General features: G+C 43.3%; 17 protein-coding genes. 11 read left to right on the top strand and 6 right to left on the bottom strand.

Translation table 11 applies throughout. The annotated features are described in order from the left end of the window. Positions 1-48 precede the first annotated feature (48 nt). Complete coding sequence (locus G9X63_RS08420) at positions 49-1,293, top strand: replication-associated recombination protein A (RefSeq protein WP_252622456.1); 1,245 nt, start codon at positions 49-51, stop codon at positions 1,291-1,293. Here G9X63_RS08420 and G9X63_RS08415 read toward each other — a convergent pair. Together G9X63_RS08415 and moaC are read right to left on the bottom strand one after the other, a co-directional pair. After that, positions 1,268-1,921, bottom strand: coding sequence for a thiamine diphosphokinase (locus G9X63_RS08415; RefSeq protein WP_252622454.1), 654 nt, complete (start codon positions 1,919-1,921; stop codon positions 1,268-1,270). The two genes, G9X63_RS08420 and G9X63_RS08415, sit on opposite strands and share 26 nt — an antisense overlap. A gap of 1 nt (position 1,922) precedes the next feature. After that, positions 1,923-2,396 (bottom strand): cyclic pyranopterin monophosphate synthase MoaC, encoded by a 474-nt coding sequence (moaC, locus tag G9X63_RS08410; RefSeq protein ID WP_252622452.1) that lies wholly within the window; start codon positions 2,394-2,396, stop codon positions 1,923-1,925. Positions 2,397-2,479: 83 nt separating this feature from the next. On the opposite strand from moaC, the gene G9X63_RS08405 reads away from it, so the two are divergent. The 4 genes from G9X63_RS08405 to G9X63_RS08390 are packed head-to-tail and all read left to right on the top strand — an operon-like array spanning position 2,480 to position 6,865. Further along, complete coding sequence (locus tag G9X63_RS08405) at positions 2,480-3,616, top strand: molybdopterin molybdotransferase MoeA (protein ID WP_252622450.1); 1,137 nt, start codon at positions 2,480-2,482, stop codon at positions 3,614-3,616. A gap of 6 nt (positions 3,617-3,622) precedes the next feature. Next, on the top strand, positions 3,623-4,636 hold the full coding sequence (locus G9X63_RS08400; protein ID WP_252622448.1) for a dipeptide epimerase: 1,014 nt from the start codon (positions 3,623-3,625) through the stop codon (positions 4,634-4,636). Beyond that, positions 4,633-5,637 carry an aminotransferase class I/II-fold pyridoxal phosphate-dependent enzyme gene (locus tag G9X63_RS08395; RefSeq protein WP_252622446.1) on the top strand — a complete coding sequence of 335 codons (1,005 nt, stop codon included), beginning with the start codon at positions 4,633-4,635 and terminating at the stop codon, positions 5,635-5,637. The genes G9X63_RS08400 and G9X63_RS08395 overlap by 4 nt, the downstream gene beginning before the upstream one ends. Further along, the gene (locus G9X63_RS08390) at positions 5,630-6,865 is read left to right on the top strand and encodes a serine hydrolase (RefSeq protein WP_252622444.1); all 1,236 of its coding nucleotides are present in this window, start codon (positions 5,630-5,632) and stop codon (positions 6,863-6,865) included. The genes G9X63_RS08395 and G9X63_RS08390 overlap by 8 nt, the downstream gene beginning before the upstream one ends. Here G9X63_RS08390 and lgt read toward each other — a convergent pair. Next, entirely contained in the window at positions 6,862-7,689 is an 828-nt protein-coding gene (gene lgt, locus G9X63_RS08385) for a prolipoprotein diacylglyceryl transferase (RefSeq protein ID WP_252622442.1), read from the bottom strand. The genes G9X63_RS08390 and lgt overlap by 4 nt on opposite strands. A gap of 324 nt (positions 7,690-8,013) precedes the next feature. Here lgt and G9X63_RS08380 point away from each other — a divergent pair, with 324 nt between their 5' ends. From G9X63_RS08380 to G9X63_RS08355, 6 genes are read left to right on the top strand one after another with little or no spacing between them, the layout of a single operon-like run. Continuing rightward, complete coding sequence (locus tag G9X63_RS08380; RefSeq protein WP_252622440.1) at positions 8,014-8,586, top strand: hypothetical protein; 573 nt, start codon at positions 8,014-8,016, stop codon at positions 8,584-8,586. A gap of 24 nt (positions 8,587-8,610) precedes the next feature. Further along, on the top strand, positions 8,611-9,366 hold the full coding sequence (locus tag G9X63_RS08375) for an NIPSNAP family protein (protein ID WP_252622438.1): 756 nt from the start codon (positions 8,611-8,613) through the stop codon (positions 9,364-9,366). Positions 9,367-9,370: 4 nt separating this feature from the next. Beyond that, positions 9,371-12,367 (top strand): PVC-type heme-binding CxxCH protein, encoded by a 2,997-nt coding sequence (locus G9X63_RS08370; protein WP_252622436.1) that lies wholly within the window; start codon positions 9,371-9,373, stop codon positions 12,365-12,367. 1 nt (position 12,368) lies between these two features. Further along, entirely contained in the window at positions 12,369-13,262 is an 894-nt protein-coding gene (locus tag G9X63_RS08365; RefSeq protein ID WP_252622434.1) for a hydroxypyruvate isomerase family protein, read from the top strand. Between the two features lie 52 nt (positions 13,263-13,314). Continuing rightward, the gene (locus G9X63_RS08360) at positions 13,315-13,608 is read left to right on the top strand and encodes an autorepressor SdpR family transcription factor (RefSeq protein ID WP_130896164.1); all 294 of its coding nucleotides are present in this window, start codon (positions 13,315-13,317) and stop codon (positions 13,606-13,608) included. A gap of 11 nt (positions 13,609-13,619) precedes the next feature. After that, a complete protein-coding gene (locus G9X63_RS08355) occupies positions 13,620-14,132 on the top strand; it encodes a hypothetical protein (protein WP_252622432.1) in 513 nt (170 codons plus the stop codon). Here G9X63_RS08355 and G9X63_RS08350 read toward each other — a convergent pair whose 3' ends face one another. Genes G9X63_RS08350 through G9X63_RS08340 form a run of 3 tightly spaced genes read right to left on the bottom strand, consistent with a single transcriptional unit; the run spans position 14,133 to position 16,915 of the window. Further along, positions 14,133-15,392: an MFS transporter gene (locus tag G9X63_RS08350; RefSeq protein ID WP_252622431.1), complete on the bottom strand. Its 1,260-nt coding sequence runs from the start codon at positions 15,390-15,392 to the stop codon at positions 14,133-14,135. Further along, positions 15,373-16,116, bottom strand: a complete 744-nt coding sequence (locus G9X63_RS08345) for a hypothetical protein (protein WP_252622430.1) — start codon at positions 16,114-16,116, stop codon at positions 15,373-15,375. The genes G9X63_RS08350 and G9X63_RS08345 overlap by 20 nt, the downstream gene beginning before the upstream one ends. Then, the gene (locus G9X63_RS08340) at positions 16,103-16,915 is read right to left on the bottom strand and encodes an MOSC domain-containing protein (RefSeq protein ID WP_252622429.1); all 813 of its coding nucleotides are present in this window, start codon (positions 16,913-16,915) and stop codon (positions 16,103-16,105) included. Before G9X63_RS08340 ends, G9X63_RS08345 begins: the two co-directional genes overlap by 14 nt. Between the last annotated feature and the right edge of the window lie 74 nt (positions 16,916-16,989).

Genomic DNA, 16,989 nt, shown 5'->3' with positions numbered 1-16,989 from the left:
AGCTACAAATTCTATTTCTATTTTACAAAATTCACGTAACTTCGAAAGATGATGCAGCCTCTCGCAGAACGAATGCGCCCCACTACCCTGGATGAATACATCGGCCAAGAAAAGGTCGTGGGTCCGAATGCGCCTTTGCGAAAAGCGATTGAGGCGGGACATTTGCCGTCTTGCATCCTTTGGGGGCCTCCTGGCGTGGGAAAAACGACGCTAGCCACTTTATTATCTGGCGCCTTGAAGCGAACCATATATTCGCTTTCTGCGGTTCAATCAGGGGTAAAAGAAGTGCGGGAGACGTTAGAACTAGCGAAGAAGAACCGGATGTTCGAAGCACAATCGCCTATCCTATTCATCGATGAGATTCACCGTTTTTCGAAATCCCAGCAGGATTCCCTATTAAATGCGGTGGAGAAAGGGATCGTCACCTTAGTAGGCGCGACCACAGAAAATCCCTCGTTCGAAGTTATTTCGGCCCTTTTATCACGTTGCCAAGTCTATGTATTGGAATCGCTTTCGAATGAGCATCTAAATCAAATGCTACAAAAAGCGATCGCCACAGATTCGCTTTTCAAGGATAAAAAAATTACCCTAACGGAGACTGATGCTTTATTCCATTTTTCAGGTGGTGACGGTCGAAAATTATTGAATCTTTTCGAGCTATTAATTACTACCGAGGGCGGAAATGAGCTAGAAGTAACGAATGCCTTAGTCACCGAACGATTGCAGAAAAACCTAGCTCAATACGACAAAGATGGCGAGCAACATTACGATATCATTTCGGCGTTTATCAAATCGATCCGCGGATCTGATCCAGATGCGGCAGTCTATTGGTTAGCTCGGATGTTAGTGGGGGGAGAATCCTTGGAATTTATTGGAAGACGTTTGTTGATTTTGGCCTCTGAAGATATTGGATTAGCGAATCCCAATGCGCTTTTATTAGCCCAATCTTGTTTCGATTCCATTCGAGTGATCGGTCATCCGGAATCGAGAATTATTTTATCCCAGACGGTTATCTATTTAGCCACTTCGCCCAAAAGCAATTCCGCCTACAACGCCATCAACAAAGCCATGGCCTATGTGGAACAGACAGGCGATTTGCCCGTGCCATTGCATTTACGCAATGCGCCTACGCGGATGATGAAAGATTTGAATTACGGAGCTGATTATAAATACCCGCACGATTTTCCGGGCAATTGGGTGGAGCAGAATTACTTTCCTGAGGTTCCTTCGAGACCGGTCTTTTACAAACCGTCTGAACAAGACAAAATTAATCGTGGCACTCCATCAAAATAAGCGCCCCGCTTTCGTACGAAATTTTCACGATTCCATCCTCACGTGCCTCATTGCTCGAACTCGTCTGAGTTCCTAGGCGCAACTCAGGGTGGTTTAAATCGTAGACTAAACCGGATGATTTTACTTGAAATGCTTCACCATAAGGCATGAGTGACAACGGAGTTCCTGCTGGATACCACTTTTCAAACGTAGGAGGTAATAAATAAGACGTTGAATAATCGTCAAAGAACACAATCTTCAATTTTCGGCCATAGCGCACTAGCGAATGAAAATTATTCAGCGTGTGATCCATCCGTTTTCCAGACGCCCAAACGACATTGACAGCCGGATAACCTTCCTCCCGTAAATATTCAAAGGCCTTTTCTAAATCGGTCAAATTTTGGTCCGGCGTATGTACCTTTTTCAAGGGATAATCGTTGTAATCAGCTGCCTGCGCGTGATCAAAGTCGCCTAACCAGACATCCACTTTGATGCCTAATGAGATGACTCTTTCCAAAGCCCCATCCAGCACCACCACCGTCGGTGACCATTCCAATAATTGTTCCACCAAATCCAAGGAGCAAGCCTCTCCATTCGCGATAATCAGCGCGGGTTCTTGTTTGTCTCGGATGATGTGGTGAGAAGACATATTAGGCTTTAAAATCGGACTTGCCGCCGGATTTGGAGATCAGTTTAGTTTCTTTAATGACGATACCTTTGGAAACCGACTTACACATATCGTATACCGTTAAGGCCGCGACAGAGGCTCCTACCAGGGCTTCCATTTCCACTCCAGTTTTGGCCTCCAAACGACAGATACAGGTAATTACAATCTGATCCGCTAACACTTCCGTCTCAAACTTGCACGAATCCAAACCCAAGGGATGACATAAGGGGATCAAATCAGACGTCTTTTTTGCTGCCATCGTACCGGCAATCACTGCGGTTTGAAGAATGCTACCTTTCTTGTTTTGCCAACCGGCTGCCTCAAAATGTTGCACAATTTCCGCTCCTAAAAATACGATGGATTGGGCTTTCGCTTCCCGAACCGTTTCATTTTTCGAACTCACATCCACCATTCCTGGGGTGCCATCCGATTGCAGGTGAGAAAAGTCAATTGACATAGCTGATTTGAAATTTAGAAGACAAAAATACAGGAGAATTAGCAAAAAATAGCGAAATTTAACAATTACGTAAAACAACAAACATGATCAGCCCTTTAGAAGCCATTGAACTCCTTAAAAACATCACCATTCCATTTCGCACGGAAAAATTACCTTTGGCGAAAACCTTAGGGATGAATATCGCCGAAAAAATTGTGGCAGATCGTGACTTCCCTCCTTTTGACCGGGCCATGATGGACGGCATTGCGGTGAAGGATATCACCGCACCTACGTGGAAGATTGAGGGCATGTTATTTGCAGGAGAACCGGTGAAAGCGATTAAAAAGATGGATGGTTCTTTGGAAATCATGACAGGCGCTACGGCCCCGCGTGGTACGGAAGCCATCATTAAAATCGAGGATCTAAGTATCGAGAAAAAAATTGCGACTTATATAGGTAAAACACCATTAGAAAAAGGCCAATTCATTCACCTGCAAGGTGCGGATGCACCAGCTGGTTCCGTTTTAGTGAAGAAAAGAACGAAGATTGGGCCAGTGGAAATTGCGATCGCAGCGACTGTGGGTAAAGCCCATATTGAAGTAGAATCGAAGCCTCACGTACACATTTTCTCTACTGGAGACGAAATTGTAGGCTTACACGAGACACCGAAAGATCACCAGATTCGCAGTTCGAACGTGATGATGTTGAAGTCGGTATTATTGTCCAAAGGTTTCAAAGCAAACTCTAGTCACCTACCTGATTCTGCGGAGAAAATCAAAGCTAACATCGATAAGGTGTTGGAATCAAATGACATCATCTTGCTTTCCGGCGGAGTTTCAGCGGGCAAAAAGGATTTAATTCCGGTTGTTTTAGCAGAGGCTGGATTCGAAACCGTCTTTCATAAAATTACTCAAAAACCCGGCAAGCCGATGCTTGTCGCTACTCGTTCCGATGGAAAAGTAGTTTTCGCTTTCCCTGGAAATCCGATCTCGACGTTGACTTGTTTCTGGGTCTATTTCCTTCCATGGGTATCTGGCGAATGGGTGGAATACAATGTGAAAGAAATCAAATTCTTACCTAAACCCTCCGCGGAATTAGATCAATGGATCCCGGTAGAGAATGGAGAAGTGTTAGCGCACAATGGCTCAGGAGACTTGATTAGTTGGTCTCGTGCCGATGGATTGGTTTGGCAAAAAGCGGGTGATAAAGCGAAGAAATTGCCCTATATTCCACTCAAATAAGCCCGTATGGAACTGAAACTACATACTTTCGATTTGCCTCTAAAGCACACGTTCACGATTACGCATGAATCGCGTGACGTGCAACCCACCCTGATAGTGGAGCTGAGCTGGCATGGAAAAAGTGGTTTTGGGGAAGCGACCGAGACACCCTATTACGGGGTGACGATGGCGAAAATGAAATCGCAAATCGAGTCAATTATCGATTTATTGCCGCACGATATATTACCACATCCGAGTGATTTTTGGGCGATGATGTCCAAAACCCTATTAGACGAACACCCTTTCGCGCTTTGTGCGCTGGACGTAGCCTATTGGGACCTGTGGGGAAAGACGCATAACAAACCGCTCTATGAGATTTGGGACTTAGACATCTCCAATAATCCTATCACGGATTACACGATCGGGATCGATACGGTAGAGAAGATGGTGGCCAAAATGCAGGAGACTCCCTTTCCCCTGTATAAAATAAAACTGGGAACCGACGAAGATTTAGAAATCGTGGAAGCCTTACGAAGAGAAACAGATGCTATTTTCCGCGTCGATGCCAATACCGCTTGGACACCCGAACAAACCATTTATTTCGCCCCAGAATTAGCAAAACTAGGGGTAGAATTCATCGAACAACCCTTGAAAGCGGATAATTGGGAGGGCATGAAGCGCGTTTTCAAGGAATCTACCTTGCCCATTATTGCCGATGAAAGCTGTATTCTAGAGTCGGATGTAGAGAAATGTGCAGGTTATTTCCATGGCATCAATATCAAATTAATGAAATGCGGTGGCATAACGCCTGCCCTGCGCATGATCAAAAAAGCCAGAAGCCTAGGACTAAAAGTCATGGTGGGCTGTATGACGGAATCGACCATCGGTTGCTCCGCCATCGCGCAACTACTTCCCTTACTCGATTACGTTGATATGGACGGCTGCTTATTAGTGGATGACCAAATTTCGACCGGTATTACCATCGACTACGGCGTGGTTTCATATGCTACTTTACCTGGTACTGGAGCTTCTTTACTATGAGTTACTCGTTTACAGAAAATCACATTCCGGGCCGAAAAATTACCTTTGAAGGTGCAGAATACCTCTGGTTAGGAGGCACGAATTACCTGAACATTGGTTCTCATCCGACCTTTCAAGAGGCCTTAGCAGAAGGAATTGAACAGTATTCCCAAAACTTTGGCAGCTCCCGTCGCAACAATTTACAATTTTCAATTTGGGAAGATTTTGAACGTGCACTAGCCGATTATTTTCAAGTAGAAGCCGCAGCCCTCTGTTCTTCCGGCCTAGCTGCCGCCCAAATCGCGATCCAATACGCCCAACAAAAAGGCTTAACCCTAAACCTAGCACCTCAGGCACACCCTGCCTTGTGGCGCCATCCATACATTCCCTTCACTGGAAGCTATAAAGATTGGATCTCAAGCCATCAAAAAGGCCAAATACTCGCCACTGACGGTATCGGATCGCCCTGGATCAACAGCTTTGATTTCTCTTTTGCCACCACCGTGGACCCTAGTAATTATTTGATCGTAGACGAGTCCCATCGTGCTGGAATTCAGGATATTCACATTCCTTTTGCTGGACATCTTTTGCAAACCGTTTCGCTCTCTAAAGCCTTCGGATTACCCGCTGGTGTCATTTTAGGTGCAGCTGCAGACATAGAAGAGATTAAAAAGGATTCCTTTTGGGTGGGTTCATCGCCCCCTAATCCCGCCTTTTGTTATGCTGGGTTGCAATCGATGAAGGCTTATCAGGAGCAAAGCCTGAAAAGCAAGGCATTAGCAGATCGATTCGCAGACAATCTCAAGGGATTTAATGCTCCTGTGACCTATGAACCGGGTTATCCCGCATTCTGTTCCAAAGCTCCAGGCTTATTCGAACACCTAAAATCCGCTGGTATTTTAGTAAATCATTTTGCCTATCCAGACATCACGGCGCCTCCCGTTTGCCGTGCCATCTTACCTGCCTGCCTTACATTAGCAGATATGGATACCATCACAGAAGCCATCAAAAGCTATGCGTAGAATTCTATTTTTCCTATTAATCACCGAGATGATCAGCATGAGTACATTCGCTCAAAAACCCGCCAAGATCCTGGAGCAATTATTGCTATCTAACCCTGATAAATTCAAGAAACTAACGGATAACCCGGAAAAATACCGCCTCCAAATCCTTTACACGCAAATAGATCGCGATGCGAAAAACAAGCCTACGCTGACCACCTATTCCTACCGCTCAGATTCGAATGAATATTTCTATCCAGCAAGTACCGTAAAATTAGCGGCGAGTGTTTTGGCCTTAGAAAAATTGAATACTTTAAAAATTGATAAATCAACCACCTTTCAAACCCTAAAAAACCGACCATCTCAGCTCGAAATCAAGACTGATTCCACCACAAAATCAGGCTTGCCTAGCGTGGAGCACTATATTAAAAAGATTTTATTAGTCTCCGATAATGAGGCATACAATCGCCTCTATGAATTTTTAGGACAACGCCCGTTCAACGAAACGATGCTTTCTAAGGGATTTAAAGGTGTTAGACTTACCCACCGTTTACAAACTCCTCTGCCTCGCTTAGAGAATCAATACACCAATCCTATTCGATTCATATCCAATGGCAAAGTCGTTCTGGACCAAGCTGAAGCCTTTAACAAAAAACCCTATAGCGCGGCAGCTCCTATTTTAATAGGAAAAGGAACCAGGAATGATGCGGGTGTGGTGGAAGACAAACCATTAGACTTTAGTTTAAAAAATGCCTATCCATTGCAGGCACAACATGATTTCCTCAAAAGATTAATGTTGCCTGATGCCTTCCCAGCAAAAGATCGATTCCAGCTGTCTAAAGAGGATTATGGGTTTCTGTACCGCTATATGTCCATGTATCCGACTGAATCGAAAGATCCTATTTACACGGAGGAGTTCGCGACTTATTGCAAGTTCTTTTATTACGGATCAGAGAAAAATGCCTCTTTGAATCCATCAATTCGCATTTTCAACAAGGTGGGCGATGCCTACGGATTCTTACTTGACAACGCCTATGTGGTGGATTTTGATAAGAAAGTCGAATTTATGGTAACCGCGGTTTTACTTTGTAATGAGGATGAGATCTTCAATGATGAGCAATACGATTATGATACCATCGGATTTCCCTTCTATAAAAACCTAGGTCAAGTCATTTACGATTACGAGGTAAAACGCCCTAAAAAACAGCTGCCTAATTTAGATCACCTGCGATTCGACTACTCGAATTAAGCCTTTCTTTTATCGTACAAAAGAACTCCGATACCAAACAGGACAGCCGGAATGGAAAGGATTTGGCCCATATTTAGGGTCAAACTATTTTCGAATGAACTCTGATTCTCCTTTAAAAATTCATAAAAGAAGCGGAGCGTGAAAACGAAAATCATAAAAATACCCGTCAATAAACCCGCCGGTGTCTTTTCTTTTTTCAGATTCCACAAATACAACAGTATAAAAAATAAAAGTAGACATGATAATGCCTCATACAATTGAGAGGGATGGCGAGGCACCACAAAGGCAGCTAAGCCACTCGGATTGAACTCATAATCACGTAAAAACTTGAATCCCCAAGGTAAATCAGTCGGTTTCCCAATGATCTCCGAATTCATCAAATTCCCGAAACGGATAAAGAAACCAGCTAACGCCGCTGCAATAACCATTCGATCCGTTACATAGAGATAAGATTGATCTTTGTGTTTTTTAGTATACAGATAATACGCTACAAATAGGCCAATTGCCGCGCCATGAGAGGCTAAACCGGAAAAGGGAGGTGTGATCATTTGAATAAAAAAACGAACGGGATCCGCAAATAACAAGGGGAATTCATAGAAAAAATAATGCCCCATTCGAGCTCCTGCCACTGTTCCTATCATCGTATACAACAAGAGTTGATCCGCTTGTTCGACAGGTCTACCCTCTTTTTTGAATAGATAGCTTACGACCTGAAATCCGGCCAAAAAAGCTAAAGCAAAACACAAGCCATACCAACGGATAGGAAATCCTAAAAGGGTGATAATAGTCGGATCAGCGTTCCACTCAATAAATAATAAGCTCATAGTATTCTAGTCTTTCGACCAAAATTAAACATTATTTCTTTGAGTTCTTTACAAAAACTTGGATAGTCTTTTTAATAAACTTCGCGGGATATAAGCGATGAGGAAAGCCTAAAGACATGGCTTGGAAACTGCAAAAAACGAGTAAAAGTAGAAGCTGGCGACGTTTTTTCATGGTTAACATTTGAATCTAATACAAAGATAGAAAACAAAAGGTACTTTGCAATACAAGGTACTATAAATTATCAATTAACTGATAATTGCTCTTATAGATGCGTTAGTCTACTAAAAGGTTGCATATTCAAGCCTTTTTTATGTTCTTAGAGTATGCAAAACATTGAACCTTCCTTCCAATGGGAATCTCTTTATGTCGCAGCACGCGATAAAAAGTCCCCCTTCTTTGGCAGACATTATTCTGAGACGACTTACGAAAATGATATTTACGGTTATTATATTCATCCACTTTGGGATGATATAGGCTCTGAAACGCTCTTTTGCAAGATTCTATTTACGGACTATGCGGCGAAATACACAATTATTGAATTGTTTGGAGAATGGAATGATACGCTACATAATGATGTGATGCATTTGAAGCGAACGGTGGTGGATCATCTCGTCGATGCGGGAATAAAGCACTTCATTTTAGTGGGGGAAAATGTGTTGAATTTTCACGGCTCTTTTGAGGATGATTATTATGCAGAATGGTTTGAGGATGTGGAAGATGGCTGGATTGCGGCGATGCATTTTGCGCCTTTTGTAGAGGAAGAGTGGGCCAAATACAAGATTGATTACTACCTGAATTTTGGCGGAAACCTCCAAATTCCGAACTGGAGAACGCTTAAACCGGAGATGATCTTTTTTATGATCGACAAACTACTAAAAAGACGATTAAATCCGTAAATTCGCACAAACCTATTATACCTTATGAAAAAATTATTCCTTTTGACCTTGCTGTGTGCAGGTCTATTCTCTTTTGCTGTTAACGCTAAAAAAACAGACACCCGTTATTTCGAAATGCGCATCTACTATTGCCATCCGGGCAGATTAGACGCTTTAATCCAACGATTTACGAATCATACTACGAAAATTTTCGAAAAACATGGTATGACGAATGTGGGCTATTGGATCCCTTCCAACAATACAGAAAATGCCCTTTATTATATTTTAGCCTATCCATCTCAAGCAGCTAGAGATTCCTCTTGGAAGCATTTTGGCAGTGATCCTGAATGGAGGACTGTTTCGAAAAAATCAGAGGAAACAGGCAAAATAGTCGCTAAAGTAACGAGTGTTTTTATGAACGCAACAGATTTTAGTCCTAAAATCAAACCTTCCGGTGGTCCCGTAGATCAGGTATTTGAGTTACGTACCTACACTCAATTACCAGGCAGAAATCCAGCCATCTTAGCGCGATTCAGAGATCATACGATGAAAATTTTCAAATCGCATGACATTAAGAATATCGCGTACTTTACGACCATCGAAAAAGATCCAACTGTGCAAAGCAAATTAGTTTACCTTGTCGCGCATCCATCAGAAGAGGCTGCGAAAGCGAATTGGGGGGCATTTGTAAATGATCCTAAATGGAAACAAGTATCCACAGACTCTGAAAAAGACGGCAAGATTATTGAAAAAATCGAGTCGATCTTTATGACCCCTACTACCTTCTCTACTATTCGTTAAGAAAATGAAAATCGTTAAAAAAGCACCGCTCCTATTTCTAGGTGGGATGATTAGCCTTGTTAGCTTAGGCATCCCTAAAATGGTTCAGCTGAAAAAAAACACTGCTGATTCCGTTCAAACAAAGGTATCTACGCTACAAGTACCAGAAGGCCTAGAGGTAAAGCCCTTTGCGGCAGAACCGATGCTGATCAATCCTACGAACATCGATGTGGATTCGAAAGGTCGGGTTTGGGTGTTAGAGGCTTATAACTACCGACCGGGAATTAACGGTAATCCCACGAATCCACAAGGGGATCGCATCGTGATTTTAGAGGATACGAATGGGGATGGACAGGCAGATAGTCGGAAAGTATTTTACCAATCGCCTGAGCTCAACGCTCCTTTAGGGATCGCGGTCTTGGATTCCATGGTCATCGTGTCGCAGAGTCCTTACATCTGGAAAATGTTTGATGATAACCGAGATGGCAAGGCGGATCGCAAGGAAGTCCTTTTCTCCGGCATTGGGGGGGATCAGCACGATCACGGGGCGCACGCGTTTACGTTTGGGCCCGATGGGAAATTGTATTTTAATCTAGGAAATGAGGGAAAGCAATTGTTGGATGCCAAAGGTAATCCGGTCTTGGATCAAGATGGAGATCCGATTGGACCCAAGAAATACCGCCAAGGAATGGTTTTCCGTTGCAATTTAGATGGTAGCCAAGTCGAGGTATTGGGACATAATTTTAGAAATAATTACGAAGTGGCAGTGGATTCCTATGGGGCTCTTTGGCAATCAGATAATGATGACGATGGAAACAAAGGAGTTCGGATAAATGCCGTCTTTGAGCACGGAAACTACGGTTATGTGGATGAAATGACTGGAGAAGGTTGGTATGTTAACCGGACTAACATTGAAAAAGAAATTCCTTTGCGTCACTGGCATTTGAATGATCCAGGGGTGGTACCTAATTTACTGCAAACGGGCGCTGGATCTCCTACGGGAATGATCATTTATGAGGGTAATTTATTGCCTTCTATCTTCCAAAATCAAATGATTCACACGGATGCGGGTCCTAATGTGGTTCGCTCCTATGCTACTACCCCTTGGGGAGCTGGATACGAGGCACGAATTAATAACCTCATAACATCTAAAGATCAATGGTTTAGACCTGCGGATGTGGCGGCTGCTCCGGATGGATCTCTTTTCGTCGCTGACTGGTACGATCCGGGTGTAGGTGGACATCAGGCGGGTGATCAGGCCAAAGGTCGTATCTACCGTATTGCCCCCAAAGGACACGCCTATCATAAAACAAACTTTGATTTAAGTACACCAGAATCAGCTTTCAAAGCACTGGAGAACCCCAACTTAGAAATCCGCTTTCTAGCCTTTCAGGCTTTGAAAAAAATGGGAACTAAGGCTGAATCCGTGTTGGAAAATGAATTTAATACGAATGAAAATCCCCGGTTTAGAGCCAGAGCATTTTGGGTTTTAAATCAAGGATCACGTTCGAATGAATTTATCCTAAAAGCGTTCGATCAATCGAATCCAAACCTGAAAGCGATGGCGATTCGAGCAGCAAAGCAGAAACCTTACACGGAATGGTCTACTCTAGCGGCAAAAGCGGCAAAAGATCAACACGCGTCTGTTAGACGCGAATTAGCGATCGCCTTGCGCCATCTTTCTGGAGAGGAAGTGAATCAATTATGGGCGAGTCTAGCGATGCGCCATAACGGAACAGATCGATGGTATCTAGAGGCTTTGGGAATTGGAGCGGATGGTAACTGGGACGAGCGTTTTGCAGCCTATGCAGCATTAAAACCAGAAAATTCGAAGGGATATTCGGATGTCGTTTGGCGAGCAAGAACGGAGAAAGCATTACCTGCATTAATCGAATTGATTGGAAACACAAAGTCGCTAGCCTATTTCCGAGCCTTGGATTTCATGCCAGGAGAACAAAAATCAGAGGCATTATTCGCGCTGATCAACGGTAAGTTTGCCACGGATGTTTCTGCTCAACTAGAGGCTGTTCGCCACATGAAACCGGCTTACATCGCCTCACATCCAGAGGTCAAAGTCGTGCTCTCCGCCTTGTTAAAGCAAATCTCAGGGAAGCAATACCTCGAATTAGTGGATTATTACCAATTAAAAGAGGAAAGTCCACGCGTGTTAGGGATGATTTTAGCTGGGAAGGAATCTTCTAAAGCGGGGCAAGTAGTGTATAATTTGCCTGGAGGTGCTGCATTAATCCGCTCGAAATTCTTCACGGGTAAAGAAGCGGAACAACTAGCATTAATTGAGATGTTGCGCTGGCAGGGGAAAACAGAATCTGCGCAATTATTGTATGAGGCCACAGCCAATCCTAAATTGAGTAAAGCAGTCCAAATGCAGGCCGCACGCGTAATTGGTAATGCTTATCCAACGGAAGAATTTGTCTTAGACTTATTAGAGAAGAAGAAAATCGCTACCGCTTATGTCCCTTTGGTAGTGGAAAGTCTCCAAAAGGCGTGGAGAAAGTCCATTCGAATGAAAGCAAATAGTTATTTAGCCAAACATCAAACTGAAACCAAAAAGGCCCATCCAGTGATGGCTGAATTAATCAACATGTCAGGAGATGCAGTGAAGGGAAAAGTCGTCTTCACGAATTCGTGTACGATGTGCCACCTGGTGAATAATGAAGGCATTGATTTTGGTCCTAAATTGAGTGAAATAGGCACGAAATTATCAAAAGAAGGAATGTATATGTCCATTTTACACCCGAATGCGGGGATTGGTTTTGGCTATGAAACCTTTGAAGTAAAGACAAAATCCGGAGATACGTATCAAGGAATTATTGTCTCTAAGAACGAAACGGATATCGTGTTGCGCATTCCAGGTGGAATCGTTAAAAGTTTTAAAACATCTGCGCTAAAATCCTACAAACAACTACCGGAGTCCTTGATGCCAGAAGGTTTAGCCGATGGAATGAGTACGCCAGAACTAGTTGACCTTATCGAATATTTATCCACTTTAAAGAAGAAATAAGATGAATCGCCGTGATTTCGCCTCCCTCCTAGGAGCAAGTTTATTGATCCCGTCTTTCTCCAAAGGCTCCGCAATTGTACGCGAAAAACAATTTGAGCTAAACTATGCGCCGCATTTTGGGATGTTTAAAAACCATGCTGGGGCTTCTGAACTGGATCAACTTCAGTATATGTATGACCAAGGGTTCACGGCTTTAGAGGACAACGAACTAATGGAGAGACCGGTGGCTTTACAAGAGAAAATCGGGGAGAAATTAGCCAAGCTCAACATGAAAATGGGCGTTTTTGTGATCAAATTCGATGGTTTTTTCGATAAGCAAACCATGACTACCGGGAAAAAGGAATGGACCGATTTATTCCTAGCTTCCTGTCGAAAAGCAGTGGAAACTTCCAAGCGAGTGGATGCGAAATGGGCAACGGTGGTTCCTGGTAATTTCACGCGAAATCTTCCTATCGGAATTCAAACAGGGCACGTGATCGACAACCTAAAACGCGCGGTTGAAATTTTAGAACCCGCGGGATTAACGATGGTTTTAGAGCCCTTAAGCGACAATTCAGACTTATTCTTACGCTATTCAGACCAAACCTATAGCATTTGTCGCGCGGTGGCCTCCCCTTCCTGCAAGATTCTTTTCGATATGTACCACATGCAACGCAATGAGGGAAATCTGATCGCGAATATGGACAAATGCTGGGACGAAATTGCTTATCTACAAATAGGGGATAATCCAGGTCGTAAAGAACCTACAACGGGTGAGGTGAATTACCAAACTATTTTCAGACACTTAAAACAAAAAGGTTTTTCCGGCGTTTTGGGGATGGAACACGGAAATTCAAAGCCTGGTAAAGAAGGAGAAATCGCATTAATCGAAGCCTACCGCAAATCCGACGCCTAATATTTGCATTTCTGAATTTTAATTTAGACATTCGCTTAATTATCTAATTAAGATGGACACAAAATTCAAAGCAATCAACGATCCTACCCGGAGAGAGATCTTGCAATTCTTAGTCAATGGCCCTCAAAACGCCGGACAGATTGCTAGCCAGTTTGATATGAGTAAACCGAGTATTTCGCATCATTTGGATCTATTAAAACAGGCCAAACTGATTCAAGCGGATAAAAAGGGGCAATTCATCGAATACAAGCTAGACAAAACTGGATTTGAAGTCATTCACGCCTGGTTCAAAACATTCTCTACTTACTTTGAATTCCCTAAGCCTAAAATTAGAATCGAAATATAATCTGTTTTACTATGTCTCTTCACCTGCCCAGCACTTTTCAATTTATACAGTCTCATCTACCCGCAAACACCAAAGGACTTGGAATCACTACGCTTTCGAAGCGTAATTTCTTCCAATCGATCGGCGATTTTTTCGCGGAGAAATCAGGTAAAAAACGTGTTTCGTATGTAGCCGTGGGAGATGACTTTATCACGCAATTGCATTTCCAAGGAGAAGATTTAATTGCAGAGAAAACGATCCATTTAGCTCAATTAGATCATTTTTATGTGTCAGAAGGCCAAACACCCGATGGCATCATCCACCACTTGTCTTGTGATGCGACGGTGATTATTTCTGCGAAGAAAATGGAAGATTACCACATTAAAATACTTCCATGCCTGTTAGGAGAAAATGCGAGTAATGTGCAAGCGATTCAAAGCATTCAGTGGGCACAAGAGTCGAAGAAGGCTTTGACCGAGATCTTGAAAGGCTGGCCAGAACAAATAGCAAAGAACAAAGCAAAAATAGCAAACGAGAACGCTTAATTATTCGGAGACTTTTTCGTCGACTTTCAAGTCAAAAAGCTCTTTAGAGGTGATAGCCACTAGGCTGACGAGCACCATCGTCACGCCCGCTCCTATCAAAACGGAAGGAACGGTCCCAAAAACCTTAGCGGCCACACCTGACTCAAAAGCCCCCATTTCATTCGAAGTGCTGACAAAAACGCCATTCACGGAGGATACACGACCCCTCATTTCGTCAGGAGTATAGAAGCGTAAGACGGTTTGGCGGATGACCACAGAGATCGAATCAAAAGCTCCTGTAAAGAACAGCGCCGTCACCGAAAGCCAAAAATTAGTCGATAAACCGAAAACGAAGGTGGCTAGGCCAAAACCGGCAATGGCTAAAATCAAGTTTCGCCAAGCATGTTTCAAAGGCGGGAAATAGACTAATGTAACCATCGTCACCACAGCTCCTATGGAAGGTGCCGCGCGTAAAATTCCTAAACCCTCCGCTCCTACTTTCAAAATATCTTCAGCGAAAATGGGCAAAATAGCGATTACTCCACCGAAAAGAACCGAAAACAAATCTAGCGAAATCGAATAGAGGATGATTTTGGTTTTAAATACATACGCAATTCCTTCCCGCAAACTGTGCCAAATGGATTCGTGGTGAACCGTTTTCACCGGAACTGGCCGATTATCAATTTGGAAAATACAAAACATCACTCCCAGTAATAAGGCAATTACCGTCACTAAAGAACCCGATAATCCGGCGTATGCATATAAAAAGCCTGCCACACCAGGACCTAAAATAGAGCCTAACTGCCAGAACGAACTATTCCAGGTGGCGGCATTGGCAAATACTTCTTTGGGTACTAAAAAAGGGTTAAGTGAAGAGGCGGCGGGGCTGAAAAAACCTTTGGAAAGACCAATGATAAAAATAACCGCGTAGATGGAATAGATATGGAAATCTTGATCAGCAGATTGTAATTGCGTACTCGAATATAAGAGGAAGACTGAGGCTGCAATAATCAAGGAAAGCGTCACCTGCATAATCGTTTTCTTATCCCGATTATCCGCAAAGTGACCACCAAAAAGCACCAAGGACATAAAAGGTACCGCTTCTGCCAAGCCAATCAAACCTAAAGCCAGTGGATTATGCGTAATCTTATAAATCTCATAGGCCAAAACCACCTCCTGTATCAACAAGGCAATCGTAAAAAGGGTATTACCGGTCACATAAGCCCTGAATTCAGGAAATTGCAAGGCTTTGTACGCGTCTTTATGTTGAAAAAATCCCATGTAAAAAGTAGATAAGTGGACTCCAAAAGGCTACATCTCCCCAAAAGCGTTTTGCTTCAGAGAAAGCCGTACGAGATAATACATACGTTATGCCAAATGTAACCAAAAAAGGCAAGACGATGAAGATTTCCTGTGTGGTAGCATAGATTCCACTGATAAGTCCGATAAGAATCCATTCCGTTTTTTTCAACCTAGCGGAGTAAAAGTCCCTTGGGGATTCCATTAAAGTAAAATAACAAAGATTTTGATAGGCTAGCGCCATCAAAGGCAACAGAAGTATCAAGGACCTGGGCTCCCTTACCCAGATCACTAATCCCACCCCTAAGCCATACAATACCGACGTAAACAACTCCTTTTCCAGTCTCAGCCAGCCCTTATGCCAGGCAAAACCATATACCATAACGAGAAACAGCAATACAAATCCAGCCAGCAAAACTTCCAACCGCTGAAAGGGCAAAAGACAGGCAATGGCAACACCTAAAAGGCCAATAATTACTCTATAGAATTTGCGATCCTGGACATGAAATTCATGACGTTCATCTTGAACGGGCTGAAAGATAATGTCTACTTGGCGATCGACTAAATACAAAAACCAAACAACTAAGGCGAACAAGCTGACTTCAACAACAGGGGGAAGGGAATGAAAATACACTTCAAATAGAAAGCATTGGTACAAAATCGCACCCAGCACCACCTCTAAAGACAAGTATTTAATAAATCGCATCTTTCGATTGAATAACTTGAACTTCCATTCCTACCTGAATTTTCCCTACAGACATGGGGACAAATTGCTGCCCAAAATAGACTTTGTGATTTAGCGTCCTGAACAAAGCCAAGGCCTTTAGCGTCTTTTTATCTGACTCCCCTGTCGATGGATCCACGTTTACGAGGGGACAACGGGCACAAGGTTTGGCACCTGAAAGAGAGACCTCTCCTATCTTTAATTCAGCCCAAGTATCCTCGGCAAAAGACTCCAGCGATGAAACAATAATATTCGGCCTAAAACGCAACTGATCTATGGGTTCCTCTAAACGCTCTTGCAAAGCAGCATAGGATCCAGAACTGACTAAAAGCAGCGGCAAAGAATCCGCAAAAGAAGTAGTTGTGGCTAATTCTGTCTGGTATTTCACTTTCATCAACCGAGGTTGTTCCGGTGTAATCCGAACTAATTTCACCTCTTCAGACAAGGCAGCAGAAAACCATTCAGACCAGCCCTCCAGCACCTCACGTGCAAGCAATTGATCCTCCCAAATTTCGACGGGAATCCAAGAACCTAAGGCAGGTTCCCAGGACAATTCTTTCACTAATCCCGTCACAGCATCTTTCACCGTAAAACCGCCAGCCGTTTCAGATAAAACGAAACGAGTCAATGCTGGACGAGTCCTTTGGGTAATAAACATCCCCTTCGAATCAACTAACATAAAGCGACGATCGCCGCGCAAACCCTCTTTTTCCAGGATAGATTCGCGGAGAGAAACGGCGCCTAGCGATTTAATGGGGTAGATATAGAGATGCGTTACCATGAAACAAATGTAAACTTTTCTTGACAAAAAGCCTTATGGGTACTTGTAGGCTTTGGCCTTCCTATTGTGACTTG

Source organism: Aquirufa antheringensis (assembly GCF_023921165.1).
Lineage (GTDB): Bacteria > Bacteroidota > Bacteroidia > Cytophagales > Spirosomataceae > Aquirufa > Aquirufa antheringensis.
The sequence above is the reverse complement of the archived record's forward strand: the minus strand, read 5'-3'. Positions and strand labels throughout refer to the sequence as shown.

Bases quoted from the DNA above. Each gene is read 5' to 3' on its own strand.
- G9X63_RS08415 (WP_252622454.1), bottom strand. From the start codon at position 1,921: ATGTCTTCTCACCACATCATCCGAGACAAACAAGAACCCGCGCTGATT.
- G9X63_RS08360 (WP_130896164.1), top strand. From the start codon at position 13,315: ATGGACACAAAATTCAAAGCAATCAACGATCCTACCCGGAGAGAGATC.
- G9X63_RS08390 (WP_252622444.1), top strand. From the start codon at position 5,630: ATGCGTAGAATTCTATTTTTCCTATTAATCACCGAGATGATCAGCATG.
- G9X63_RS08345 (WP_252622430.1), bottom strand. From the start codon at position 16,116: ATGCGATTTATTAAATACTTGTCTTTAGAGGTGGTGCTGGGTGCGATT.
- G9X63_RS08405 (WP_252622450.1), top strand. From the start codon at position 2,480: ATGATCAGCCCTTTAGAAGCCATTGAACTCCTTAAAAACATCACCATT.
- G9X63_RS08365 (WP_252622434.1), top strand. From the start codon at position 12,369: ATGAATCGCCGTGATTTCGCCTCCCTCCTAGGAGCAAGTTTATTGATC.
- G9X63_RS08370 (WP_252622436.1), top strand. From the start codon at position 9,371: ATGAAAATCGTTAAAAAAGCACCGCTCCTATTTCTAGGTGGGATGATT.
- G9X63_RS08380 (WP_252622440.1), top strand. From the start codon at position 8,014: ATGCAAAACATTGAACCTTCCTTCCAATGGGAATCTCTTTATGTCGCA.
- G9X63_RS08340 (WP_252622429.1), bottom strand. From the start codon at position 16,915: ATGGTAACGCATCTCTATATCTACCCCATTAAATCGCTAGGCGCCGTT.
- G9X63_RS08375 (WP_252622438.1), top strand. From the start codon at position 8,611: ATGAAAAAATTATTCCTTTTGACCTTGCTGTGTGCAGGTCTATTCTCT.
- moaC (WP_252622452.1), bottom strand. From the start codon at position 2,396: ATGTCAATTGACTTTTCTCACCTGCAATCGGATGGCACCCCAGGAATG.
- G9X63_RS08355 (WP_252622432.1), top strand. From the start codon at position 13,620: ATGTCTCTTCACCTGCCCAGCACTTTTCAATTTATACAGTCTCATCTA.
- G9X63_RS08350 (WP_252622431.1), bottom strand. From the start codon at position 15,392: ATGGGATTTTTTCAACATAAAGACGCGTACAAAGCCTTGCAATTTCCT.
- lgt (WP_252622442.1), bottom strand. From the start codon at position 7,689: ATGAGCTTATTATTTATTGAGTGGAACGCTGATCCGACTATTATCACC.
- G9X63_RS08395 (WP_252622446.1), top strand. From the start codon at position 4,633: ATGAGTTACTCGTTTACAGAAAATCACATTCCGGGCCGAAAAATTACC.
- G9X63_RS08400 (WP_252622448.1), top strand. From the start codon at position 3,623: ATGGAACTGAAACTACATACTTTCGATTTGCCTCTAAAGCACACGTTC.
- G9X63_RS08420 (WP_252622456.1), top strand. From the start codon at position 49: ATGATGCAGCCTCTCGCAGAACGAATGCGCCCCACTACCCTGGATGAA.